General features: G+C 69.9%; 3 protein-coding genes. All 3 read left to right on the top strand.

Features of this window, described 5'->3' with window-relative positions; translation table 11 throughout:
• The first annotated feature begins 36 nt into the window (after nt 1-36).
• The 3 genes from FEZ61_RS04215 to FEZ61_RS04225 are packed head-to-tail and all read left to right on the top strand — an operon-like array spanning nt 37 to nt 26,961.
• The gene (locus FEZ61_RS04215) at nt 37-9,585 is read left to right on the top strand and encodes a non-ribosomal peptide synthetase (RefSeq protein ID WP_173147402.1); all 9,549 of its coding nucleotides are present in this window, start codon (nt 37-39) and stop codon (nt 9,583-9,585) included.
• Nucleotides 9,585-25,586, top strand: a complete 16,002-nt coding sequence (locus FEZ61_RS04220) for a non-ribosomal peptide synthase/polyketide synthase (protein WP_173147404.1) — start codon at nt 9,585-9,587, stop codon at nt 25,584-25,586. The genes FEZ61_RS04215 and FEZ61_RS04220 overlap by 1 nt, the downstream gene beginning before the upstream one ends.
• Nucleotides 25,576-26,961 (top strand): diaminobutyrate--2-oxoglutarate transaminase, encoded by a 1,386-nt coding sequence (locus tag FEZ61_RS04225; RefSeq protein ID WP_017639884.1) that lies wholly within the window; start codon nt 25,576-25,578, stop codon nt 26,959-26,961. The genes FEZ61_RS04220 and FEZ61_RS04225 overlap by 11 nt, the downstream gene beginning before the upstream one ends.
• The last annotated feature ends 32 nt before the right edge of the window (nt 26,962-26,993 follow it).

Raw genomic sequence — 26,993 nt, forward strand, 5'->3', positions numbered from 1 at the left:
GGCGGCGTCCGGCCTTCTATTTTTGCAGGTGAAGCCATGACCTCCCGAGCGGATCAAGCCGAGCACTTCGTCGACGTCCTCGATTTCTACGCCGAGCGCCAGCCGGACAAGACGGTGCTGCGCCATCTGACCAACGACGAGACGCCGCAGCTGACCTCCTATGCCGAGCTGCGCAACCGGGCGCTGAGCCTGGCCGGCTACCTGCAGGAGCGGCTCGGGCAGACCCGGGGCGAGCGCTGCGTGCTTCTGCTACCCAGCGGCCCGGATTACGCCGCGGCCTTCTTCGCCTGCCTCTATACCGGGGTCATCGCCGTGCCGGCCTTCCCGCCGGAAAACAGTCGGCAGATGCACATCGAGCGCCTGCGCGGCATCCTCGACGACGCCCAGCCGCGGGTAGTGCTCGGCGAGCGGGCCTGCCTCGCCGCCCATGCCGACACCCTGGCGCAGGCGCTGCCCGAGGGCGCGTTGTGCCAGGCGGTGGAAGACATCGAGGCCAGCTGGGCGCTGACCTATCGCCCCCAGGTGGTGGACCCCTCGGCGCTGGCCTTCCTGCAATACACCTCGGGTTCGACGTCGGCGCCCAAGGGGGTGATGGTCAGCCATGCCAACCTGATTGCCAATGAAAAGGCCATGCAGCGCGGCTTCTTCACCGGGCGCGACGAGGAATGGGTGAGCTGGTTGCCGCTCTACCACGACATGGGCCTGATGCTCGGACTGCTGCTGCCGATCTTTCATGGCGGCACCCTGACGCTGATGTCGCCCAATCACTTCCTCACCCGCCCGGCGCGCTGGCTGCAAGCGCTCAGCCAATACGGCGGCACCGTCAGCGGCGGGCCGGACTTCGCCTACCGCCTGTGCGTGGAGCGGATCAGCAACAGTGCCCTGGCCGAGCTCGATTTGAGTCGCTGGAGCATGGCCTTTTCCGGTTCCGAGCCGATCCGAGTGGACACCCTGGATGCCTTCTGCGAGCGCTTCGCCGCCGCGGGATTCCGCCGGCAGGCCTTGACCCCGGCCTATGGCCTGGCCGAAGCGACCCTCTATGTCTGCGCCCACGAGCCGACCGACGAATTCCGTATCCAGCGATTCGCCGGTGACGCCTTGAGTGCCGCCGGGGCCGAGGCGGCGCTGCAACACGGCCGCCTGGCCGGGTGCGGCTGGTGCGATGCCGACCACGAGTTGCGCATCGTCGATCCGCACACCCTGGAACCGCTGGACGAGACCCGCGCCGGCGAGGTGTGGGTCGCCGGCCCCAGCCTGGCGCAAGGCTACTGGAACAATCCCGAGGCCACGGCCGCGGCCTTCATCGAGCGCGATGGTCGCCGTTGGCTGCGCACCGGCGACCTGGGCATCGCCGCTGAGCGCGAACTCTATATCGCCGGGCGGCTGAAGGACCTCATTATTCTCAATGGACAGAATCTCTATCCGCAGGACGTGGAGCTGGTGCTGGAAGAGCAGGTGGCCGATTACCTGCGGCGGGGCCGGGTGGCGGCCTTCGCCCTGGTGGGCGAGGACGGTCGCGAGGGCATCGGTCTGGCGCTGGAGATCAGTCGCAACGTGCGCCGCCTGGTACCGGCCGAACGCATCTGCGGGGCCTTGGTGGAGGCCTTGACTCAGGCCTTTCAGGTCGCACCCAGAGCCATTGCGCTGCTGGAGCCCGGAACGCTGCCGCGCACCACCAGCGGCAAGCTGCAACGCGCCGCCTGCCGGGCCGGTTGGTTGGCGGGCAGCCTGGACAGCTTCGCCGAGTGGCGCGATGGCGCCCTGGCCCAGGGCGAGTCCCAGGTCGCGGCGCCGCCCGTACTGCCCGAGGTGCGCACGGCCTGGGCCGAGGTGCTCGGGCGCGATGACCTGACCGCCCAGGCGCATTTTTTCGCCCTGGGCGGGGATTCGGTCACCGTGGTGCAGGTGCAGGCGCGGTTGCGCGAGTCGCTTGGGGTGTCGATCGATCCGGCGCTGCTGTTCGAGGCCTCGACGCTGGGCGCCTTTTCCGCGCGGGTGGCCGCGCTGCCGCGCGAAGCCGCGGCGGAAGGCCCCGTCGCCGAGGATGCGCCCCGCGCGCCCCAGTCCTTCGCGCAGCAGCGCCTCTGGTTTCTCGATCAGCTGGAGCCGGGCAATGCCGCCTATCACCTGGCCGGTGAAATCCTCCTTCACGGAAGCTTGGACGTGGCACGGCTGGAGCGGGCGCTGGAGGCCCTGGTGCAGCGCCATGCGGCGCTGCGCACCCGCTTCTCGGCAGGTGCCGGTGAGGTGCCCGAGCAATGCATCGAAATGCTGGCGCAAGGGGCGGTCGAGCACCATGACCTGAGCCAGGCCGCACAGCCCGAGGCGGCCCAGGCCACCTTGGTCGAGAGCCTGGTGCGCCGTCCGCTGGACCTGCGCCAAGGGCCGCTGTGGCGCATGGCGCTGATCCGCCGAGACGCCGAGGACCATCGGCTGCTGCTGGTACTGCACCACATCATCGCCGATGGCTGGTCGATCCAGGTGCTGCTGGAAGATTTCGCCGCCCTGTACCGCGCTGCCGAGGGCGAGACGCCCGCGCTGGCGCCCCTCACCATCACCTATGCCGACTTCGCCCGTTGGCAGCGCCAGCTGCTGGCCGGTGAAGCCCGCGAGCGCCAATTGGCCTACTGGCAGGCCCAACTGGCCGACGCGCCCGCACGCCTGGAGTTGGCCGGCGACCGCCCCCGACCGCCGCAGCAGAGCGGGCGCGGCGCGCGCTTCGCCTTCAGCCTGCCCGCCACCGTCAACGCGGGCCTGCATGATCTGGCCCAACGCCAGGGGGCGACGCTGTTCATGGTCGGCCTGGCGTTGTTCCAGCTGCTGTTGCAGCGCCATAGCGGCAGCAGCGACCTGTGCGTGGGTGTTCCCGTGGCCGGGCGCACCCAACGGGCGACGGAGCGCCTGATCGGCTTTTTCGTCAACACTCAGGTGCTGCGATGCCAGCTGGACGGCGCCCGCTCGTTCAGCGTCCTGCTCGACCAGGTCAAGTGGCGCGCCCTGGAAGCCCAGGCTCATCAGGACCTGCCGTTCGACCTGCTGGTGGAAGCCCTGGCGCCGGAGCGGCACCTGGGTTGGAATCCGCTGTGCCAGGTGAAATTCACCCAGCAATTCCCACTGCCCCAGGCGCTGGACCTGGGCGGGGTGACGCTGTCCGCGCGGCAGCTCGACGATGGCGCCGCGCACTTCGACCTGGGCCTGGACATCACCGACCTGGCGACGGGCATCGAAGCGGTGTTCACCTATGCCACCGACCTCTTCGAGGCGCCGCGCATCGCCGCGCTGGCGGACGATTTCGCGCACCTGGCGCAGCAGGTGGTGGCCGATGCCGAGCAACCCCTGGCGTGCTACCGCCTGGCCAAGGAGGAAGCGGGACTGGCCGGTGAATCCCAAGCCTTCCCGGCAACGGACCTGCTGGCACTGTGGCGCGCGGGGCTGGCGCAGGCCGGGCACGAACCGGCCCTGGTGGCCAGCGATGCCAGCCTGAGCCATGCCCAGCTGGAGGCCGACAGCAATCGCTTGGCGCGGACGCTACGCGCCAAGGGAATTGGTGCCGAGGTCCGGGTAGCGCTCTGCCAACCACGGCAGGCCAGCTTCGTCGTCGGCCTGCTGGGCATTCTCAAGGCCGGCGGGGCCTGCGTCTTCGTCGATCCCAAGTGGCCCGCGGCGCGCCAGGCGCAGGTGCTGGCTGACAGTGGTGCCCAGTTGCTGCTCGGCATGCCCGTGCCCGAGGGGCCGCCCGCGTTGGCGCTGGACGCCACGGCGGACTGGCGGCAGGCGTCGGCGGAGGCGCTGGATGTCATGGTACTGCCGGCCCAGGAGGCCTACCTGATCTACACCTCCGGGACCACTGGGCGGCCCAAGGGGGTGGTGGTCAGCCATGGCGCCATCGCCAACTATGTGCAGGGCGTGCTGCAGCGGCTGGCGTTGCCGCCGCAGGCCAGTTTCGCCATGGTTTCCACGGTTGCCGCCGATCTCGGCCACACGGTGTTGTTTGGCGCCCTGGCCACTGGCGGCACCTTGCACCTCTTGGCTGACGAGGTGGTCCAGGATGCCGATCGCTGCGCCGACTATTTCGCGCGCCATCCCGTGGCGGTGCTCAAGATCGTCCCTACCCATCTGAACGCCTTGCTGCAGGCCGCCGATCCGACGCCCCTGCTGCCGTCCGCAGCGTTGGTGCTGGGCGGCGAGGCGCTGCCAGAACCGTTGGCCGCGCGGGTTCGCGAACTCAAGCCTGGGTGCCGGCTGTTCAACCATTACGGCCCCACCGAAAGCACCGTGGGCGCCCTGACCGCGGTCCTCGACGAGCCGACAGCGGGCATCGCCCTGGGCACGCCGCTGCCCAATCTGCGCGCCCGGGTACTGGACGCCGACCTCAATCCGCTCCCCGCCGGTGCGGCCGGCGAGCTGTACCTCGGGGGGGCGGGCCTGGCGCGGGGCTACCAGGGCCGACCGGGCGATACCGCCGCGGCCTTCCTCCCTGATCCCTGGGTGCCCGGCGAGCGCCTCTATCGCACCGGTGACCGAGTACGGCTGGCCGCGGACGGCCGGCTGGAGTTCCTCGGTCGCAACGACGACCAGCTCAAGATACGGGGTTATCGTGTGGCGCCGGGCGAGATCGTGGCGGCCCTGCTGGCACAACCCGGCGTGGCGGCGGCCCATGTGCAGCTGGATGGCCGTGGGCAGCTGGTGGCCTATGTGACTGGCCGCGAGCTCACTGGCGAACGCCTGGGCGAGCGTCTCGCGCAGCTGCTGCCCGAGGCGCTGGTACCGGCTCAGATCCTGTTGCTCGAGGCTTTCCCGCTCACTGCCAACGGCAAGCTGGACCGCGCCCGCCTGCCGGAACCCGAAGCCCGCCAGGCCGAGTTCGCCGCACCCCAGGGCGAGGTCGAGACCGCCTTGGCGGCGCTCTGGAGCGAGGCGCTCAAGGTAGAGCGCGTCGGTCGGCACGACAATTTCTTCGCCCTGGGCGGCGATTCCATCCTCAGCCTGCAGATCATCGCCCGGGCCCGCCGCCAGGGCCTCAAGCTCACGCCCAAGCAACTGTTCGAACACCAGACCATCGCCGCCCTGGCCGCGGTCGCGGTGCCTGCCGCCGCGCCGTCCGTGGCCCCAGCGTCTGTGCCTGCCGTCCCCGGCGAACTGCCCTTGACGCCCATCCAGGCCCGCTTCTTCAGCGAGCCGGTCCGGCAGCGCGCGCACTGGAACCAGTCCGTCATTCTCGAACTAGCGGCCCCCATCGAGGTTGCGGCCCTGCGCCAGGCATTGTCGGCCCTGGTCGCCCGCCACGGCAGCCTGCGGCTGGCCTTCGAGCCGAACGAGCAGGGCGGCTGGCGGCAGCGGCTAAGAGCCCAGGAAGACCCGGAGCGGCTGCTCTGGACCTGTCGGGTCGCCGACGAGGCCGAGCTGGCGCCGTTGTTCGACGAAGCCGAACGCAGCCTGGACCTGGCCCGTGGACCCTTGCTGCGCGTGGTGCTGGCCGAAGGGCCGGCGCAGCGTCCCCAGCTGTTGATCGCCATCCATCACCTCGCCGTGGACGGCGTCTCCTGGCGCATCCTGCTCGATGACCTGGCGTTGGCCTATCAGCAGGCGGCAGCCGGTGCGCTCTTGGAGTTGGGCGAGACGGGCAGCGACTGGAGCGCCTGGACCCTGCAGTTGGCGCAACGCGCCGCCGATCCACGGTTGCAGCAGCAGCGCGGTTACTGGGACGCGGTCACCGCGGTCCCCGAGACCCTGCCGTGCCTGGACCCCCATGGCAGCTGCCGCGTCCGCGACGCCGGTAGCCTGGCGCTGCGACTGCCGGCGGAGTTGACCGAGCGGCTGCTCCAGCTACCCGGCACCGAAGCGGTGCTGCTAGCGGCGCTGGCCGAGGCGCTGCGGCAGTGGACGGGCCGCGCGGCCACCCGCATCGCCCTCGAAGGCCATGGCCGCGAGGAGCTGGACGGCAGCCTGGAGCTGAGTCGAACCCTGGGTTGGTTCACCTGCCTCTATCCGCTGGTGCTGGGCGCCGAGTCGACTCCGGCCGCCACCCTGGCGCGCGCGCGGCGGACCCTGGCCGAGGTGCCCGAGCGCGGCCTGGGCTACGGGCTGCTGCGCTACCTGGGCGGCGCTGACCTGGCCGATACCCGCGACGGACTGACCTTCAACTACCTGGGACGTTTCGAGCGGCCGACGGTGGCCGGCTTCCCGCTGCGGGAGCTGGAGCTGCGCAGCAGTCGCGACCCCGAGGGGCCGCTGACCAGTGCCCTGGTATTGGATGCCCAGGTGCGGAACGGCCAGTTGCGTCTGGACTGGCGCTACAGCGCCGCGCGCTTCGCGGCGGACGCCATTGAGGAGTTGCACCAGGGCTTCGTGGACGGGCTGATGGCGCTGCTCGATAGCGCTGGTGCCCAGGCGCCGGAAGCCGAGCACGAAGCCGTGCTGCCCCTGGCGTCCATGCAGGAAGGCATTCTCATGCACAGCCTGCTGGAGCCGGGCAGTGGCATCTACCTGATGCAGGATCGCTATGAGCTGCGCCAACCGCTGGCGGCCGCGGCCTTCCGCCAGGCCTGGGACGCCGTGGTGGCGCGACATCCGGCGCTGCGGACCGGGTTCCAGGAGCTGGACGGCGAATGGCGCCAGGTGGTGCATCGCCAGGTGCCGTCGCCGGTCAGCCTGCTGGACTTCAGCGACCGGCCGCGGGAGGAGGGCGTGGCGGCGCTGGAGGCGCTGCTGGCCGAGGAGCGCCGCACGGGCTTCGATTTCGCCCGGCCACCGCTGCTGCGCCTGCGTCTGGTCACCTTCGGCCCGAACGACTACCAGTTGGTGCAAACCCATCACCATGTGCTGATCGACGCCTGGTGCCGCGGCCTGATGCTGGGCGAATTCTTTGCCCGCTATCGGGCAGCCGTCGCCGGGACCGAGCTGGCACTGCCACCCGCCCGACCCTATGCCGATTTCCTCGCCTGGCTCGCGGCCCAGGATACCGCCGCGGGTCGCGCCTGGTGGCGCGCCGAGCTGGCCGGGGTGGAAGCGGCCACGCCCTTGCCCTATCGCCGCCAAGGCTTGGCCTCGGGTGAGATGCGCGACGAAGCCGTGGCATTGTCGGCGCAGGCGACCCGCGCCCTGGCGGCCCAGGCGCGGCGTCACCAGTTGACCGCCAATACCTTCGTCCAGGCGGCCTGGGCGCTGCTGCTCATGCGCCATAGCGGCCAGGACGAGGTGGTCTTCGGCGTTACCGTTGCTGGCCGGCCGCCTGAGCTGGACGGCATCGAGGAAGCCCTCGGCCTGTTCATCAACACCCTGCCGCTGCGGGTCGTCCGGCCGACCGCCGAGGTGCCGGCGCTGGCGTTGCTGCAGCAGTTGCAGGCGCGTAACGCGGAGTTGCGCCAGCATGAACATCTGCCGTTGGCCGAGGTGCAGCAGCTGGCCTCGGTCCCGGCCGGTGAGCCGCTGTTCGAGTCGCTGTTTGTCTTCGAGAACGTGCCCCTGGGCGGCGCGGTGGAGGAGGCCGTGCGCGAGTTCGACATCACCCCCCTGGCCAACCGTACCCACACCAACTATCCGCTCACGGTGGTCCTGCTGCCGGGCAACGAGCTGCGTCTGCAATTCACCTTCGACAGCGGCCTGTTCGCCGCCGCCGACATGCGCACCCTGCTGGACCAGTTCGAGCGACTCTTGCTGGCCCTGATCGAGGCGCCGGAACGCGTCCTGGAGCAGTTGGAGCCCCTGGCGGCGGATGAGCGCGAGCGGCTGCTCGGCTGGGGCCGTGGCGCGGCGCAACCGCACTGGTATCAATTGCCCTGGATCGAGCGTTTCGAGGCCCATGCCGCCGCTCATCCCGAGCGCAGCGTGGCGCGCTGCGGCGAGGCCAGCCTGAGCTATGGCGAGCTGGACCACCAGGCGGGCCGCCTGGGCCGCGCCCTGGCGGCTGAGGGTGTCGGTCCGGATCAGGTCGTGGCGCTCTGGGCGCCGCGGGGGTTGGCACTGCTGACCCTTATGGTCGGCACCTTCAAGGCCGGCGCTGCCTACCTGGCCTTGGACGAGCGTCACCCGCCGGCGCGCAGTGCCCGGCTGCTGGACGGTAGCGCCGCACCGGTGCTGGTGGTGCCTCGGGCCGAGCGGGAAAAGGCCCAGGCCATCCTGACGCTGAGCCAGAGACCGCCGCGGCTGTTACTGCTCGAAGAACTGCTGGCCGGGCAGCCCCAGGGCGGCCCCGGCGTGCGCAGCCGACCCGACCAGCTGGCCTATGTGATCTTCACCTCCGGTTCCACCGGCGAGCCCAAGGGGGTGATGGTCACCCAGCAGGGCATGCTCAACAACCAGCTGAGCAAGCTGCCCTTCCTGCAACTGGGCGAGGACGACGTCATCGCCCAGACGGCCGCCACCGGCTTCGATGTCTCGGTGTGGCAGTTCCTCACCGCGCCGCTGTTCGGCGGCCGGGTGGAGATCGTCGCCGAAGCCGAGGTGCAAGACCCAGCAACCCTGCTGGCGCGCGTTGTTGCCGGCGAGGTGAGCGTCCTGGAATGCGTGCCGACGGTGATCGCCGCGCTGCTGGAGTTGCCGCCGCAGCCCCTACCGGCACTGCGTTGGCTGCTGCCCACCGGCGAGGCGCTGGCGCCGGATCTGGCGGCGCGCTGGCTGCAACGCTACCCCGGCATCCCGCTGGTCAATGCCTATGGCCCTGCCGAGTGCGCCGACGACGTGGCCCTGCAGCTACTGCGGGCGCCCCAGGCGGACATCCCCATCGGCAAGCCGACCGACAACACCCACTTGTTCGTGCTCGATACGCGGCTGCGTCTGGTGCCCCGTGGCGGGGTGGGCGAGCTGTACATCGGCGGTGCCGGCGTAGGCCGTGGCTACGTGGGCCGTGCCGGACTGACCGCCGAACGCTTCGTGCCCAGTCCCTTCGCGGCCGGCGAGCGGCTTTATCGCAGCGGCGACCTGGTGCGCTGGAACGTCCGCGGCGAGCTGGAGTATGTCGGCCGCACCGACTTCCAGATCAAGTTACGCGGCCAACGCCTGGAGCCGGGCGAGATCGAGGCCCTGCTGCGGGCGCAACCCGGCGTGCGGGATGCTGCGGTCGCCGCCCAACCCACGCCCCAGGGGTCGCAACTGGTGGCCTATCTGGAGCCCCAGAACGGCGAGCGCCCGAGCCTGGCCGCGCTGCGCGAGGCACTGGCGCAGCGCCTGCCACTGTTCATGGTGCCGACCCAGACGCTCTGGCTGGAACGGCTGCCCCGCACTGCCAACGGCAAGCTCGATCGCCGCGCGTTGCCGGTACCAGAACTGGACGCCGCGCCGGGGCAACCGCCTCAAACCGGCACCGAACGACAGCTGGCCGCTCTGTGGCAGGAACTGCTGCAGGTGCCGGAGGTAGGCCGCGATGCCGACTTCTTCGCCCTGGGCGGCCACTCGCTGCTGGCCACCCGGCTGCTATCGCGCATCCACGAACGGCTCGGCGTGCGCGTGCCCCTCGCCGCAGCCTTTACCGCCACCACCGTGGCGGCTCAAGCCGAACTCATCGACACCCTGCGCGAGCAGACCCTGGACGACGCCCGTTTGGACGCGCTGGACGCGCTGCTGGACGAGCTGGAGGAGACCCCTTGATGTTGCACGACAAAGCCCAGCCCCTGGCCAAACGTTTCCTCGGCCTGCCGCCGGCGCAGCGCCGTACCTTCCTCGCCAAATTGCGCGACCAGGGCCTCGATGCCGGCGCGCTGCCGATTCCCGGTGGCGCCGCGGCGGCCTGTGCAGAAACCTCCCATGCCCAGCAACGGCTGTGGTTCCTCGAACGCCTGCAACCGGGCAATGTGGCCTATCACCTACCGGGTGCGCTACGCCTGCACGGCCGCCTGAACGAGACCGCGCTACAGGCGGCCTTCGCGGCCCTCACGGCGCGCCATCCCAGCCTGAGGACCACGCTGGAGCAAGGGCCGGGCCGCATCCCCCTGCAACGGGTCGCCGAGCGCAGTGAGGTACCGCTGGAGGCCCTGGGCGAGGTCACGCTCCAGGACCTGCCCGCCGTGGCCCGCGCCTTCGCCAATCGGCCCTTCGACCTGGAACGCGGGCCGCTGTGGCGACTGGGCCTGGCGCGGGGCGTCGACGGGGCGCCGGCGCATCTGCTGCTCTGCCTGCACCATGCCATCGCCGATGGCTGGTCAATCCAGGTGCTGCTGGACGACGTTGCTGCCTGCTATCGCGCGGCGCTGGCGGGGCAGGTCGCCGAGCTGCCCGCCTTGCCGGTCAGCTACGCCGATCATGCCCTCTGGCAGCGCGCCTGCCTCGACGCCGGGGAGGACGAGCGCCAATTGGAATTCTGGCGCGCACGCCTGGGCCGCGAGCACCCGGTGCTGGAACTGCCGTCGGACCGACCGCGTCCGGCGGCTCCCAGCCAGCGTGGCGGGCGGCTGAACTTCGCGTTGCCGGCGCCCCTGGCGCAACAGCTGGGCGACTTCGCCCGGGCTCAGCGCACCACCCTGTTCACCGTGCTGCTGGCCGCCTATGCGACCCTGCTCGGCCGCCTGTCCGGCCAGCAGGACCTGCGCATCGGCGTGCCCGTCGCCGGGCGCCAGCGTAGCGAGGTCGAGCGCGTCATCGGTTGCTTCGTCAACACCCAGGTACTGCGCCTGGAACTGGCAGGCGCGGCGGACTTCCTGGCGCTGCTGACCCAGGCTCGGGAGCGGGTGCGCGAGGCCCAGGCCTATCAGGACCTGCCCTTCGAGCAACTGGTGGACGCCCTGGCTCCCGAACGTACCCTCAGTCACCACCCCCTGTTCCAGGTGCTCTACAACCATCAACCGCGGCAGCTCGACGCCCTGCAACTGGGCCCCGAGCTGCGCGCCGAACTGCTGCCGCTGGACAACGGTAGCGCCCAATTCGATCTGGCGCTGCATACCTGGGAATTGGGTGACGGCAGCCTCGGTGGTAATTGGAATTACTCCTGCGATCTCTTCGAGCCGGCGCGCATCGAGCAATTGCACGCCCGCTTTCTGGTGCTCTTGCAGGGGCTGCTCGACACGCCCCAGCAGCCGCTGGCCGAAGCGCCGCTGCTGCTGTCTGACGAGCCCGCGCGCCTGGCCGCCTGGAACGCCACCGCGCAGGCCTATGCGCCGCTGCCGGCCGCCGGCGTGCTGGGGGGCTTCCTCCAGCAGGTCGCCCTGCATCCCGAGCGCGAGGCCCTGTGCCTGGACGAACGCCGCCTGAGCTACGCGGAGCTGAACCAGGCCGCCAATCGCTTGGCTCATTATTTGCGCGACCGTGGTATCGGTCGCGAGAGCCGGGTCGGCGTGGCCATGCTGCGTTCGGTGGAGATGGTGATCGCTCTTTATGGGGTGCTCAAGGCCGGCGCGGCCTATGTGCCGCTGGACCCGGACTACCCGGCCGAACGTCTGGCCTTCATGCTGGAAGACTGTGGCGCCAGCCTGTTGCTGAGCCATGGGCCAGCCCTCGCCTTGTTGCCTGAAAAGCTGTCGCTGGACGTGCTGGACCTGAAGCAACTGGACCTGTCCGACGAGCCCGCCAGCGCGCCTGACCTCCAGGTGCATCCCGAGCAACTGGCCTATCTGATCTACACCTCCGGTTCCACCGGCCGACCCAAGGGCGCGGGCAACACCCAGGCGGCGCTGCACAACCGCCTGCAGTGGATGCAGGCGGCCTATGACTTGGATGCCCGCGACCACGTCCTGCAGAAGACGCCCTTCAGCTTCGACGTCTCGGTCTGGGAATTCTTCTGGCCGTTGCAGGTCGGCGCCCGGCTGGTGCTGGCCCGTCCGGGCGAGCATCGTGATCCGGCGGCGTTGAGCACCCTGATCGCCCGCGAAGGCATCACCACGCTGCACTTCGTGCCGTCCATGCTGGCGGCCTTCCTGGCCCAGGACGATCTTTCCGGCTGTGCCAGCCTGACGCGTATCGTCTGCAGTGGCGAGGCCTTGCCGGCGGAGCTGGCCCAAGAAGTCCGTCGGCGGCTGCCGCAGGCGGCGCTCTACAACCTCTATGGCCCCACCGAGGCGGCTATCGACGTCACCCACTGGACCTGCCAGCCGGAGGATCGCCTGGCGGTGCCCATCGGTCGGCCCATCGCCAACTTGCGGATCCATATCCTCGACGAACGCCTCAACCCACAGCCCATCGGCGTGGCCGGCGAGCTGTACATCGGCGGTGTTGGATTGGCGCGGGGCTATCTCGGTCGCCCTGGCCTCACCGCCGAACGCTTCGTCCCCGATCCCTTCACCCCGGGTGGTCGGCTGTACCGCAGCGGCGATCTGGCCCGTTGGCGCGACGACGGCGCCCTGGACTATCTGGGCCGGCTGGACCACCAGGTCAAGCTGCGTGGCCTGCGGCTGGAACTGGGCGAGATCGAGGCGGCGTTGCGCGAGTTGGCCGGAGTGAGCGAGGCCGTGGTGCTGCTGCGCCAGAGCGCCACCGGTCCGCAGCTGGTGGGCTACCTGGTGACGCCAGGTCTGGACGAAGCCGCGTTGCGCCAGGCGCTATTGGCGCGGCTGCCGGACTTCATGGTACCCAGCCATCTGCTGGCACTGGAACAACTGCCGCTGACCCCCAACGGCAAGCTGGACCGCAAGGCGCTGCCGGAGCCCGACATTACCCAGCAGACCTATCGTGCGCCGGAGCCGGGTATCGAGACCGAGTTGGCCACGCTCTGGGCCGAACTGCTGCAGGTGGAGCGGGTCGGGCGGGACGACAATTTCTTCGCCCTCGGCGGCGATTCCATCCTCAGTCTGCAGATCATCGCCCGCGCGCGGCGCCTGGGGCTGGTGTTCAGCCCGCGGCAGCTGTTCGAGCGGCAGACCCTGGCCGAACTGGCCCCCGTGGTGCAGCACCTGGAGACGCCTGGCGAGATTGCCGCCGAAACGCGTGAACCCTTTGCGCTGGCACCCATCCAGCACGCCTTTTTCGCTCGCGCCTTGCCGCGCCCCGAACACTGGAACCAAGCCCTGTTGCTGGAACCGGAGGCGCCGCTGGAGCCCGAGCGACTGCGCCGAGCCCTGGCGCGGCTGGTAGCCACCCATGGCGCTCTGCGCCTCGGCTTCACCCAGGCCGAAGGTCGCTGGCAGCAGCACTATCGCGCCAGCGAAGACGCCGAGCTGCTCTGGCATTCCTCGGTGACCCGCACCGAGCTACCGGCCCTGGCCGACGAGGCCCAGGCCAGCCTGCGCCTGGATCAGGGACCGCTGCTGCGCGCCGTGCTCGCCGACCTCGCCGAGGGCGGTCAGCGCCTGTTGCTGGTGATCCATCACCTGGCGGTGGATGGCGTGTCCTGGCGCATCCTGCTGGACGACCTGGCGCGCTCCTACGCCGAACCCGACCGGCCGCTGCCGGCGACGCCGCCCTATGCCAGCTGGGTCCAGGCCCTGCAGTGCCTGGCGCTGGACGATGAGCGGGCCTACTGGCAGGGGTTGCCGGAGGCGCCGGCCTTGCCCTGCGACGATCCCGCCGGACGCGCCTGGGAGCGCGACGCCCAGCGCCTGAGCCTGCGGCTGGATGCCGAGCGCACCCGCGAACTGCTGACCCAGGCGCCCGCCGCCTTCCGCACTCAGGTCAACGATCTGCTGCTCACCGCCCTGGTGCGAGCCCTGCATGGCTGGAGCGGGAACGCCGAGGCGCGGCTGCTGCTGGAAGGTCATGGCCGCGAAGACCTGTTCCCCGGCCTCGACCTGAGTCGCACCCTTGGCTGGTTTACCAGCCTCTATCCGGTCCGGCTGCGCGACCATGCGGATCTCGCCACCAGTCTCAAAGGCATCAAGGAAAGTCTGAGACTCATCCCGCGCGGCGGTCTCGGCTATGGCCTGCTCCAGGCCCGTGGCGACGCGGACCTGCCGGAAACCACCGGCTCGCTGCTGTTCAACTACTTGGGGCAGCTGGACACCGACCAGGGCGGCTTCCGTCTGGCGGACGAGTCTACCGGGCGGGCGCGTGATCCTCGTACCCCCCTCGAGGCCGAGCTGACCCTGGAGGGTATCGTCCGCGGCGGCGAGTTGCAGTTCGTCTGCACCTACAGCGGCCAGCGCCACGGCACATCCCGCATCCAGGCCTTGCTGGAGGCCTTCGGCACGGCGCTGGACGAGGTTCTCACCCTGTGCCGCCAGCGCAGTGGTGCGACCCCTTCGGACTTCCCGTTGCTGGCCCTGACCCAGGCGCAACTGGATGCGCTACCGCTGGCCGCCATCGAAGACCTGCATCCGCTCACGCCCATGCAGCAGGGGCTGTTGTTCCACGCCGAGCTGGGCGGGGCGGGTGATCTCTACGTCAACCAGGTAGGCGTCGAGCTGGACGGTCTACCCAAGGCGGCCTTCCTCGATGCCTGGCGGCAGGCGCTACGGCGCCATGCCGGCTTGCGGGCCGCCTTCCTGCGACTGGCCGGCGAAGGCCGGGCGGTCCAGGCCATCTGGCGCCACGTCGACCTCGGCGTGCGCGAGCTGGATTGGCGCGACCGCCAGGCGGACCCGGCTGCCCTGGCTGACCTGCAACGCGAGGAGCGCGAAAGGCCCTTCGAGCTCGCCAGGCCGCCGCTGATGCGCCTGCTGCTGGTACGGCTGACCGACGAGCGCTGGCAACTGGTCTGGACGCTGCACCATATTCTGCTCGACGGCTGGAGCAGTGCGGCGCTGCTGGCGGAAGTCCTCCAGGCGACCCGCGGCGCGGCGCTGCCGGCACCGGGTCGCTACCGCGATTATCTCGCCTGGCTGGCCAGCCGTGACGCGGCGCGTAGCGGCGAATTCTGGCAAGGGCAACTGGCCGACTTCGAATTGCCGACCCGTCTGGCCGACAGCCTCGGTCGCTCGACCACGGCCGACGACCCGCGCAGTGGCGAACAGCACCTGGTCCGCGACCGGGCCCCGCTCGATGCCGCCGCCCGGCGGCTGCACGTCACCCTCAACACCCTGGTGCAGGCGGCCTGGACCCTATTGCTGCAACGCTACACCGGTCAGCGCCGGGTCGCCTTCGGCGCCACCGTCGCCGGTCGTCCGGCCGAGGTCGCTGGTAGCGAGCGGCTGCTGGGGCTGTTCATCAACACTCTGCCGGTGGTCCAGGCACCTGCACCGGAGCTGACCGCCGCCCAATGGCTGCCCGCCTTGCAGGCTCACAACCTGGCCCTGCGTGAGCACGAGCATACGCCGCTCTTCGAGGTGCAGCGCTTGGCCGGCCATGCCGGTCAGGCGTTGTTCGATACGCTGCTGGTGTTCGAGAACTATCCGGTGGACGCCGCCCTGCGCGGCGCTAACGCCAAGGCCCCAGCCATCGGCGCGGTCACGGTGAGCGAGCGCACCCACTATCCGCTGAGTATCGCCGTCATGGCCGGTGCGCGCCTGGAATTGCACCTGCACTACCAGCGCGCGTGCTTCACGCCTGCTCAGGTCCAGCGGCTGGCGGCGCACCTGGGGCAATTGCTCGACGGCCTGGTCCGCCAACCGGAGACGCCCCTGGGCGATCTGCCACTGCTCGACGCCGAAGGCCTGGCCACTTGGCAACGCTGGAATCCACCCGCGCCAGCGAGCGTGGCTGAGCCACTGCTGCCCGAGTTGATCGGCGAGCAGGCCCGGCGCCAACCCCGGGCCATCGCCCTGGTACACGGCCAGCAGCAGCTGGACTTCGCCACCTTGGAAATCCGCTCCAATCGCCTGGCGCAGTGGCTGCGTGGGCAGGGTGTCGCGACCGAAATCCGGGTGGGCGTGGCCTGCGAGCGCGGCGTCGACTTGTTCGTCGCCTTGCTGGCGGTGCTCAAGGCCGGTGGCGCCTACCTGCCGCTGGACCCGGACTACCCGGCCGAGCGCCTGGCGCTGATGCTGGAAGACAGCGGCGCCCGATTGCTGTTGACCCAGCACGACCTGCTCGACCGGCTACCCCAGGTGGCCGGCGTCGAAGCGGTCGCCCTGGATCGACTGGATCTCACTGACCAGCCAGACTCGGCGCCGGCCGTGGTCCTGCATCCCGAACAACTGGCCTACGTCATCTACACCTCCGGTTCCACCGGTCGACCCAAGGGCGTGGCCGTGGCCCATGGCCCCCTGGCGCTGCACTGCCGCGGCATCGCGCAACGCTACGAACTCACGGCGCAGGATCGCGAACTGCATTTCCTCTCCATCAGCTTCGACGGCGCCCAGGAACGCTGGCTAACGCCATTGAGCCAAGGGGCTCGCCTCGTCATCCGCGACCAGGCGCTATGGAGCGTGCAGGAGACCTGGCAGGCACTGGAGGAGGAGGGCATTACCGTGGCCGCCTTCCCGCCGAGCTATCTGCGGCAACTGGCCGACTGGGGCCGGGTGCAGGGCCGCGGCCCTGGCGTGAAGACCTATTGTTTCGCCGGTGAAGCCTACGACCGTGGCCTGCTGCGCGAGGTGGTGGAGTACCTGCAGCCCGAGTGGGTCATCAATGGCTACGGCCCGACCGAAACCGTCATCACCCCGACCCTCTGGCGGGCATCCGCGGCGATCGCAGATTTCACCAGCAGCGCCTATGCCCCCATTGGCGACCTGGTCGGCGAGCGCCAGGGTTATGTGCTGGATCAGGATCTCAACCTGTTGCCCGTGGGCGTTGAAGGCGAGCTGTACCTGGGCGGCGCCCTGGCTCGCGGCTACCTGGAGCGCCCCGGGGAGACGGCGCAACGCTTCGTGCCCAATCCCTTCCGCGCCGGCGAGCGACTCTACCGCACCGGCGACCGAGTGCGGCTCAATGCCGAGGGCCTGCTGGAGTACCTTGGCCGCGCCGATCAGCAGATCAAGCTGCGTGGCTTCCGCATCGAGACCGGCGAGATCGAGGCGGCGCTCAAGGCGTGCCCAGGCGTGCGCGAGGTGCTGGTGATGGTCCGCGAGACCCCGGCTGGTGCTCGGCTGGTGGGCTATGTCGGCGGTGGCCAGCTGCAGGAGGCGGCGCTGCTGGAGCGGCTACGCCAGCACCTGCCCGGCCACCTGGTCCCCCAGCACCTGGTGGTGCTGGAGCGCTTACCGCAGTTGCCCAACGGCAAGCTGGATCGTCGGGCGCTGCCCGCGCCTGAAGTCGCGGCGAGCGAAGACTATGCAGCACCGGCGAACGCCTTGGAGCAGCGTCTGGCTGAGTTGTGGCAAGCCTTGCTCCAGGTCGAGCGGGTCGGTCGCCAGGACGACTTCTTCGCCCTGGGCGGCCATTCCCTGCTGGCGACCCAACTCATCTCCCGTCTGCGTCTGGAAGAAAGGCGGGAGGTGCCGCTGCGCCTGGTGTTCGAGGCGCCGCACCTGGCGGAACAAGCCGCGCGGATCGCCGCCCTGGCGCCCGAGCGCCAGGGGCTGGAACTCCAGGCCCTGGCGCTGGACGAGGCACCGCAATCCCATGCCCAGCAACGGCTGTGGTTCCTCGCGCAGTTGGAACCCGAGAGCGCGGCCTATCATCTGCCGGGGGTCCTGGAGCTGCAGGGGACCCTGGATGAGCAAGCCCTGACCGCGGCCTTTACCGCTCTGGCGGCGCGGCATGCCAGCCTGCGGACGCTGTTGCTGCCGGGTGATCCGCCCCGCCAGCGCATCCTGCCGCCGGCACCCGTGGCCGTGGAGCGCTTGGCGCTCGCCGCGGGTGTCGACCAGGAGGTCGAATTCGCCGGCCTGTTGCAGGCCTTCATCGCCCGGCCCTTCGCCCTCGCCAGCAGTCCGCCCTGGCGGCTGGCCCTGGTGCGCCTCGATGAACAGCGCCACCGCCTGCTGCTGTGCCTGCACCATGCCATCTCGGACGGCTGGTCCGTCGGCCTCTTGCTGCGTGATTTCGCCGAACTCTATCGGGCAGCGCTCAGCGGCGTGGCACCGGATCTGCCGGCACTACCGGTGCAGTACTCCGACTATGCACGCTGGCAGCGTGAGCACCTGAGCGCCGGGGAAGGCGAGCGGCAACTGGCCTATTGGCGCGCCCAACTGGGCAGCGAGTCGCCCACTCTGGATCTGCCGGCCGACCGGCCACGGCCGGCGCGGCGCGGCGGTGCCGGGCAGCGACTGGACTTCACTCTCGCGGCGGACCAGGCCAAGGCCCTGCGCCAGGCTGCCCATGCCCTGGGGGTTACGCCCTTCATGCTGCTGCTGGCCTGCTATGGCGTGCTGCTGGGTCGGCTCAGCGGGCAACGCGACCTGCGCATTGGGGTACCGGTGGCGGGGCGCACGCGCGCCGAGCTGCACGACCTCATCGGCTGCTTCGTCAATACCCAGGTACTGCGCCTGGACCTTGCCACCCCGACGGATTTCACCGCCCTGGTGCACCAGGTGCGCGAGACTCTGCTCGACGCCCAGGCCCACCAGGATCTGCCCTTCGAGCACCTGGTGGAGCACCTGCAGCCGGAGCGGAGCCTCAGCCAGCACCCGCTGTTTCAGGTCAGCTACGACCATCAGCGACGCGATCACCGCGCCCTGGCCGACGTGCCGGGGCTGCAAGCCCGTATCCTCGACACGCCAGCCACCCAGGCCCAGTTCGATCTGGCCCTGGCGACCTGGGAAGACCCGGACGGCCGCCTCGGCGGTAGCTGGACCTTTGCCCTCGATCTCTTCGAACCGGCGCGCATCAGGCAACTGCACGCCCGCTTCCTGGTGCTCTTGCAGGGGCTGCTCGACGCGCCCCAGCAAGCCCTGGCCGAGGCGCCGCTACTGCTGCCCGACGAGCCTGCACGGCTGGCCAACTGGAATGCCACCTCGGAGGTCTATGCACCACTGCCGCCCGCTGGCGTGCTGGGGGGCTTCCTCCAGCAGGTCGCCGTGTATCCGGAGCGCGAGGCCCTGTGCCTGGACGAACGCCGCCTGAGCTACCTGGAGCTGGACCAGGCGGCCAATCGCCTGGCTCATTATCTGCGCGGCCGTGGTATCGGCCGCGAGAGCCGGGTCGGCGTGGCCATGCTGCGTTCGGTGGAGATGGTGATCGCTCTTTATGGGGTGCTCAAGGCCGGCGCGGCCTATGTCCCGCTGGACCCGGACTACCCGGCCGAACGTCTGGCCTTCATGCTGGAAGACTGCGGTGCCCGTCTGTTGCTCAGCCATGGGCCAGCCCTCTCGTTGTTGCCGGAAAAGCTGTCGCTGGATGTACTGGACCTGGAACAACTGGACCTGTCCAGCGAGCCCGCCAGCGCCCCCGAGCTTCAGGTGCATCCCGAGCAACTGGCCTATCTGATCTACACCTCCGGTTCCACCGGCCGACCCAAGGGCGTGGGCAACACCCAGGCGGCGCTGCACAACCGCCTGCAGTGGATGCAGGCGGCCTATGGCTTGGATGCCGGTGACCACGTCCTGCAGAAGACCCCCTTCAGCTTCGACGTCTCGGTGTGGGAATTCTTCTGGCCGTTGCAGGCCGGCGCCCGTCTGGTGCTGGCTCGACCGGGCGACCATCGCGACCCGGCGGCGCTGAGCGCCCTGATCGCCCGCGAGGGCATCACCACGCTGCACTTCGTGCCGTCCATGCTGGCCGCCTTCCTGGCCCAGGACGATCTTTCCGGCTGCGCCAGCCTGACCCGTATCGTCTGCAGCGGCGAAGCCCTGCCGGCGGAACTGGCCCAGGCCGTGCGCCAGCGGTTGCCCCAGGTGGCGCTCTACAACCTCTACGGCCCTACCGAGGCGGCTATCGATGTCACCCACTGGACCTGCCAGCCAGAGGATCGCCTGGCGGTGCCCATCGGCCGGCCCATCGCCAACTTGCGGATCCATATCCTCGACGAACGCCTCAACCCGCAACCGGTCGGCGTGGCCGGCGAGCTGTACATCGGCGGTGTTGGATTGGCGCGGGGCTATCTCGGTCGCCCTGGCCTCACCGCCGAACGCTTCGTCCCCGATCCCTTCACCCCGGGTGGCCGGCTGTATCGCAGTGGCGATCTGGCCCGTTGGCGCGACGACGGCGCCCTGGACTACCTGGGTCGGCTGGACCACCAGGTCAAGCTGCGTGGGCTGCGCCTGGAGCTGGGCGAGATCGAGGCGGCGTTGCGCGAGTTGGCCGGAGTGAGCGAGGCCGTGGTGCTGCTGCGCCAGAGCGCCACCGGTCCGCATCTGGTGGGCTACCTGGTGACGCCAGGTCTGGACGAAGCCGCGTTGCGCCAGGCGCTGCTGGCGCGGCTGCCAGATTTCATGGTGCCCAGCCATCTGCTGGCGCTTGATCAGCTGCCGTTAACGCCCAACGGCAAGCTGGACCGCAAGGCGCTGCCGGAGCCCGACATTACCCAGCAAGCCTATCGCGCGCCGGAACCGGGTATCGAGACCGAGCTGGCCGTGCTATGGGCCGAGCTGCTGCAGGTGGAGCGAGTAGGGCGGGACGACGACTTCTTCGCCCTCGGCGGGCATTCGCTGCTCGCCCTGCAGGTGGTCGCCCGCTCGCGTCGCGATCACCGCTGGGAGGTGCCGGTCCGCTTGCTGTTCGAAGCCGCCACCCTGGCGGCCTTCGCCAAGCGCCTGGTCGATTTGGCCCAGGTGGACGAGGCGCCGCTGCAGCGGCGTGACTGGCCCGGTACGCCCGCCCGGGCGCCGCAGTCCTTCGCCCAGCAGCGTCTGTGGTTTCTCGCCCAGCTCGAACCGGACAGTGCGGCCTATCACCTGCCGGGTGGCTTGCGCCTGCAGGGTCGACTCGACGAGGCCGCGCTGCGCACGGCCTTCCAGCGGCTCACCGACCGCCACGCCAGCCTGAGGACCAACTTCGGCCACGGCGAGCAGGGCGCCCAGCAGCTCATCCATGCCGTGCATGAGCCCCAGTTCGAGGTGGTGACCCTGGACGCGGCGGCGGCCGACACCTATCGCCGCGCCTTCATGAGCCAACCCTTCGACCTGGAAGCCTCGCCGCCCTGGCGCCTGGCCCTGGTGCGCCTGGCACCGGACGAGCACCTGCTGCTGCTGTGCCTGCACCACCTGCTGGCCGATGGCTGGTCGATGCGGCTGCTGCTGGAAGACCTGGTCAGCCTCTATCGCCAGGCCCTGGGCGATGACCGGATGCAACTACAACCTCTGCCGCTGGACTATGCCGACTACGCCGCCTGGCAACGCGAGCGCCTGGCCGCCGGGGAGGGCGAACGACAGCTGGCCTGGTGGCGCACGCAACTGGGTAGCGAACACCCGCTGCTGGAACTGCCAGCCGACCACCCACGCCCCGCCCAGCGCGATGGCCGCGGCGGGCGGGAAACCTTCGCCCTGGATGCGACCGCCTCCCAGCGCCTGCGCCGTACGGCCCAGATGCTGGCGGTCACCCCGGCGATGCTGCTCTTGGCCAGTTGGCAGACCCTGCTGTTCCGTCTCAGCGGCCAGACCGACCTGCGTATCGGCGTGCCGGTAGCGGGGCGGGTACGGGCGGAGACCGAGGCCTTGGTCGGTTGCTTCGTCAACACCTTGGTCCTGCGCGGTGAACTGGCCGGGCGGATGCCAGCCAGTGCCCTGGCCGCCCAGGTACGTTCCCGGCTGCTGGACGCCCAGGCCCACCAGGAGCTGCCCTTCGAGCAACTGGTCGAAGCACTGCAACCCGAGCGCCACCTAAGCCATAACCCCCTGTTCCAGGTGACCTTCAACCACCAGGCGCGTGGTGAACAGGCGCTGGCCCGGCTACCCGGCCTGACCGCCGAAGCCCTCGACGGTGCGGGTGACCAGGTGCATTTCGACCTGTCGCTCGGCACCTTCGACGAAGCCGACGGCGGTATTTCCGGCTACCTGGACTTCGCCAGCGACCTCTTCGAGCGAACCACCGCCCAACGTTTCCTGCGCATCTGGCTGACCCTGCTCGACGGCCTGGTCCGCCAACCCGAGACGCCGCTGGGCGACCTGCCGTTGCTCGATGCCGAAGGCCTGGCCACCTGGCAACGCTGGAATCCACCCGCGCAGGCCAATACGGATACGCCACTGCTGCCCGCACTGATCGCCGAGCAGGCCCGCCGCCAACCTCGGGCCATTGCCCTGGTGCATGGCCAGGAGCGGCTGGACTTTGCCAGCCTGGAGATCCGCTCCAATCGCCTGGCGCAGTGGCTACGTGGGCAGGGCGTCGCGGCGGAAACCCGGGTCGGCGTGGCCTGCGAGCGCGGTGTCGAGTTGTTCGTCGCCTTGCTGGCGGTGCTCAAGGCCGGTGGCGCCTACCTGCCGCTGGATCCGGACTACCCGGCCGAGCGGCTGGCGCTGATGCTGGAAGACAGCGGCGCCCGACTGCTGTTGACCCAGCAAAAGCTGCTCGACCGGCTACCCCAGGTGGCCGGGGTCGAAGCGGTCGCCCTGGATCGACTGGATCTCAGCCAGCAGTCCGACAGGCTCCCTGATCTGGTCCTGCATCCCGAGCAACTAGCCTATGTCATCTACACCTCTGGCTCCACCGGTCGGCCCAAGGGCGTGGCCGTGGCCCATGGTCCCTTGGCGCGCCACTGCCAGGGGATTGCGCAGCGCTACGAACTCACCGAGCAGGATCGCGAATTGCATTTCCTCTCCATCAGCTTCGACGGTGCCCAGGAGCGCTGGCTGACGCCGCTGAGCCAAGGCGCTCGGATCGTCATCCGCGACCAGGCGCTATGGAGCGTGCAGGAGACCTGGCAGGCGCTGGAGGAAGAGGGCATCACCGTGGCCGCCTTCCCACCGAGCTATCTGCGGCAACTGGCCGACTGGGGCCGGGTGCAGGGTCGGGGTCCTGGGGTGAAGACCTATTGCTTCGCCGGTGAAGCCTATGATCACCGCCTGCTGCGCGAGGTGGTGGAGTATCTCCAGCCCCAGTGGGTCATCAACGGCTACGGCCCGACCGAAACCGTCATCACCCCGACCCTGTGGCGGGCATCCGCGGCCACGGCGGACTTCGCCAGTGCCTATGCGCCCATCGGCGACCTGGTGGGCGAGCGCCAGGGTTATGTGCTGGATCAGGATCTCAACCTGCTGCCCGTGGGCGTGGAGGGTGAGTTGTACCTGGGCGGGGCCCTGGCCCGCGGCTACCTGGAGCGGCCCGGCGAGACGGCGCAACGCTTCGTGCCCAATCCCTTCCGCGCCGGCGAGCGACTCTACCGCACCGGTGACCGGGTGCGGCTCAACGCTGAGGGCTTGCTGGAATACCTCGGCCGCGCCGATCAGCAGATCAAGCTGCGCGGTTTCCGCATCGAGACCGGCGAGATCGAGGCGGCGCTCAAGGCCTGCCCCGGCGTGCGCGAGGCGTTGGTCATGGTCCGCGAGACCCCGGCTGGCGCCCGCCTGGTGGGTTATGTCGGCGGTGCCCAGTTGCAGGAAGCGGCGCTGCTGGAGCGGCTGCGCCAGCACCTTCCCGGCCACCTGGTACCCCAGCACCTGGTGCTCTTGGAGCGTTTGCCGCAGTTGCCCAACGGCAAGTTGGATCGTCGTGCGCTGCCATTGCCGGAATTCGTCAGCCAAACCCTCGACGAGGCGCCCCAGGGGCCACGCGAGGAACTGCTGGCTGGACTCTGGCGCGACTTGCTGGGTGTCGAGCGGATTGGTAGGGCGTCCGGCTTCTTCGAGCTGGGCGGAGACTCCATCCAGTCCCTGGCGCTGATCAGTCGCCTGCAACGCGCGGGCTGGCAGCTGGGGCCCAAGGAGGTCTTCCGCAGTCCTAGACTCGCCGACCTGGCGCTCTGTCTCCAACCTCTCGCCACCCAACCCGCCTGGGAGCCGGCCCAGGGCGAACAGCGCCTGACGCCGATCCAGGCGCACTTCTTCGCCCAGCCGCTGCCCAACCCTGCGCACTGGAACCAGGCCTTGCTGTTGGAGGTGCGCGAGCCCCTGGACCCGGTGCGGCTGGCGGCGACGGTGGCCTGGCTGCTGCAACGGCACGATGTCCTGCGGCTGGCCTTCTGGCCGAGCGCCCAGGGCTGGCAAGCCGGCTACCGCGACGCGGTTGGCGTCGAGCAGCTGCTGCAACAGGTCGAGGTGGCCGATGCGGCGGCGCTGGAAGCCCTCTGTGCGCGTACCCAGCGGAGCTTCGACCTGGCCCGCGGCGGCTTGCTGCGCCTGGTCCTGGCGAACTATCCAGAAGGCGATCAGCGCCTGTTCATCTGCGCCCATCACCTGATCATGGATGGCGTGTCCTGGCGGCTGCTGCTGGACGATCTCGGGCGGATCTATTCGGCCCTGGGCCGCGACGAGCCGCTCGTCGACGAGCCGCGGCCCCCGGCCTACCAGGCCTGGGCCGAGCGCCTGGCCGGCTGGGCGGTGCAGCCGTCGACCCAAGCCCGGCTGGCGTTCTGGCAGGACCTGGCACCGCGGCCGGATTGGCCGGTGGACCATCCCACGGGCGGCGCCACCCAGGGCCAGGTGTGCACGGCGGAGGTGCAGCTCGATCCCGCCCGCACCCGCTGGCTGCTGCGCGAAGCGCCGACTGCGCTGGGGGCGCGGCTTGACGAGGTGTTGCTGGCGGCACTGGCCCAGGCGGTGCGCGACTGGAGCGGCCAGGACGGCCATGTCATCGCCCTGGAAGGCCACGGTCGCGAGGCCCTGTTCGCCGAGCTCGACCCGGGCCGTACCCTGGGCTGGTTCACCAGTCTCTATCCCCTGCGATTGAGCTGTGCAGAGAGCCCGCTCGCCACCCTCCAGGGGCTGCGCGCGCAACTGGCCGCGGGTGGCCAGCGCGGCCTGGACTATGGCGCGCTGCGCTACCTGGCCAAGGCCGAGGTCCTGGTCGACCAGCCGGAACCGCCGCTGGCCTTCAACTACCTCGGCCAGCTCGACGGCGCCCTGGGCGACGGCCGTTTCGTCCCGGCCCGGGAAGCCTGTGGCGAACTGGTCGATCCGGCTACCCCGTTGCTGCGGGAGCTGGAGATCAACGCCCAGGTCTACGACGGCCGGCTGGGGCTGAGCTGCCGCTACAGCGGTGAGCGCTATGCGGCTGCCACGGTGGAGCGCCTGCTCGCCGCCTTTGACCAGGCCTTGGCCGCGCTCGCCGCCAGCGCCACGGCAGCGGTGCCCGTCGTTGCCGCTAAAGGCGCCGATCCGCGGCTCCATTTGACGCCAGGCAGCACCGGGCAGCCGCCGCTGTTCTGCCCCCATCCGGTCAGTGGCACCGTGGTGGGTTACTACTCCCTGGCGCAGCAACTGGCCGGCCGGTGGGATGTCTGGGGCCTGCAGAACCGCCAGATCCTCGACCCCAGCTGGCGTGATACCAGCCTGGCGCAACTGGCTCGCGACTATGTCCGGATGCTGCTGGAGACCCAGCCACGCGGCCCCTATCGGCTGCTCGGCTGGTCCCTGGGGGGTACCCTGGTGCTGGAAATGGCCAGTCTGCTCGAACGCCTGGGCAAGATGGTGGCCTTCGTCGGGCTGGTCGATGGCTATGTCCCCGGCGCGGGTCTGGTCCGGCGACCGGCGCCAGTGGCAGCCGATAGCTCGATCGAGGAGAGCGGCGCCTGGGCGCAGCTGCTGGCCGTCGAAGCCCACCTGCACCACCTGGCGCGCGAGCACTCGCAGCTGCAGCCCCTGCGTGCTCCGGTCCATGCCTGGTGGGCCAGCCGCTCGCCGGAAAACAACCATAACGGCCAGTCCCTGCTGGAGCAGGGACTGGGACGCCCCCTGGCGCAGTCCCGCTGGATCGACGCCGACCATCTAGGCATCGTCCGCGATCCGCGCCTGCTGGCCGAGGTTGCCGAAAACCTGAATTCATCTCTTGCCCATAGCGCCCGCAACCCGGGTTTCGAGGAGTACGATCATGTCCGCTAGTCATCCGTTGCCGTCTGTCCCCGCCGACGCCGACTATTGCTTCACCAGCACTCCGCGGCTGGAGCGCCAGGCCGCCCTGGAGTCCAATGCCCGCAGTTATCCACGGCGGCTGCCGCTGGAGTTGCGCCGAGCCCAGGGCATTCATGTGCAGGACAGCGAGGGTCGCTGGTTCATCGACTGCCTGGCTGGCGCCGGCACCCTGGCCCTTGGGCACAACCACCCGGTGGTCCTCGACGCCATGCGCGGCCTGTTGGACGGTGAGCGCCCCCTGCACACCCTCGACCTGATGACCGAAGCCAAGGACGATTTCATCCGCGAACTCTATGCCCTGTTGCCGGAGGGCTTCGCCCGCCATGCGCGCATCCAGTTCTGCGGCCCAGCCGGTACCGATGCGGTGGAGGCCGCCATCAAACTGGTCCGTACCGCCACTGGCCGGCGCCAGTTGCTGGCCTGCCATGGCGCCTACCACGGCATGACCCAGGGCGCCCTCGGCTTGATGGGCAGCCATGGGCCGAAGCGCCACCTGGACGGCATGAACGGCGGCGTGCAATTCCTGCCCTTTCCCCATGCCTATCGCTGCCCCTTCGGCCTGGGGGGCGAGCTGGGCGAGCGGGCGGCGCTGAATTACCTGGAGACCATGCTGAACGATCCGGAAAGCGGGGTGCTGCCGCCGGCGGCGCTGATCGTCGAGCCGATCCAGGGGGAGGGCGGGGTCAATCCGGCGTCCATCACCTGGCTGCGCGAGGTCCGCCGCATCACCCGGGAGGCCGGCGTCCCCCTGGTGCTGGACGAGATCCAGTCCGGCATCGCCCGCAGTGGGCGGCGCTTCGCCTTCGAGCACGCGGACATCGAGCCCGATGTGCTGGTCCTGTCCAAGGCCATCGGCGGCAGCCAGCCGCTGGCGGTGGTGGTCTATCACGAGTCGCTGGATCGCTGGGCACCTGGCGCCCATGCCGGCACCTTCCGTGGTAACCAGCTGGCCATGGCCGCTGGCACCGCCACTTTGCGCCTGGTACGCGAGGAACGCCTGGAGCTGCATGCGGCCGCCATGGGCGAGCGCCTCGCCGGGCACCTGCGCGCCTTGCAACGCGACTATCCGCAACTGGGTGATGTCCGGGGGCGGGGGCTGATGCTGGGGGTGGAAATAGTGCGTGCCAATGGCCCGACCGACCGTCAGGGGCACCCCCTGGCCGACGGTGTATTGGCCGCGCGCCTGCAACAGGAGTGTCTGAGACGCGGCTTGATCATCGAGGTCGGCGGGCGCCATGGCGCCGTGCTGCGCTTCCTGCCACCGCTCATCGTGCAGTCCGAGCAAATCGATCAGATCGCCGGTTGCCTGGCGACCGCCTTACGTACGGTGATGACGGCAGCCTGATTCTGCCCGTATGCCAGGGACGGCCACCAGGC

The sequence above is a fragment of the Pseudomonas sp. MS15a(2019) genome (assembly GCF_013277805.1).
Lineage (GTDB): Bacteria > Pseudomonadota > Gammaproteobacteria > Pseudomonadales > Pseudomonadaceae > Chryseomonas > Chryseomonas benzopyrenica.

What these genes read in the sequence shown, in the direction of transcription:
- FEZ61_RS04215 (WP_173147402.1), top strand. Translation starts at nt 37, where the DNA reads ATGACCTCCCGAGCGGATCAAGCCGAGCACTTCGTCGACGTCCTCGAT.
- FEZ61_RS04220 (WP_173147404.1), top strand. Translation starts at nt 9,585, where the DNA reads ATGTTGCACGACAAAGCCCAGCCCCTGGCCAAACGTTTCCTCGGCCTG.
- FEZ61_RS04225 (WP_017639884.1), top strand. Translation starts at nt 25,576, where the DNA reads ATGTCCGCTAGTCATCCGTTGCCGTCTGTCCCCGCCGACGCCGACTAT.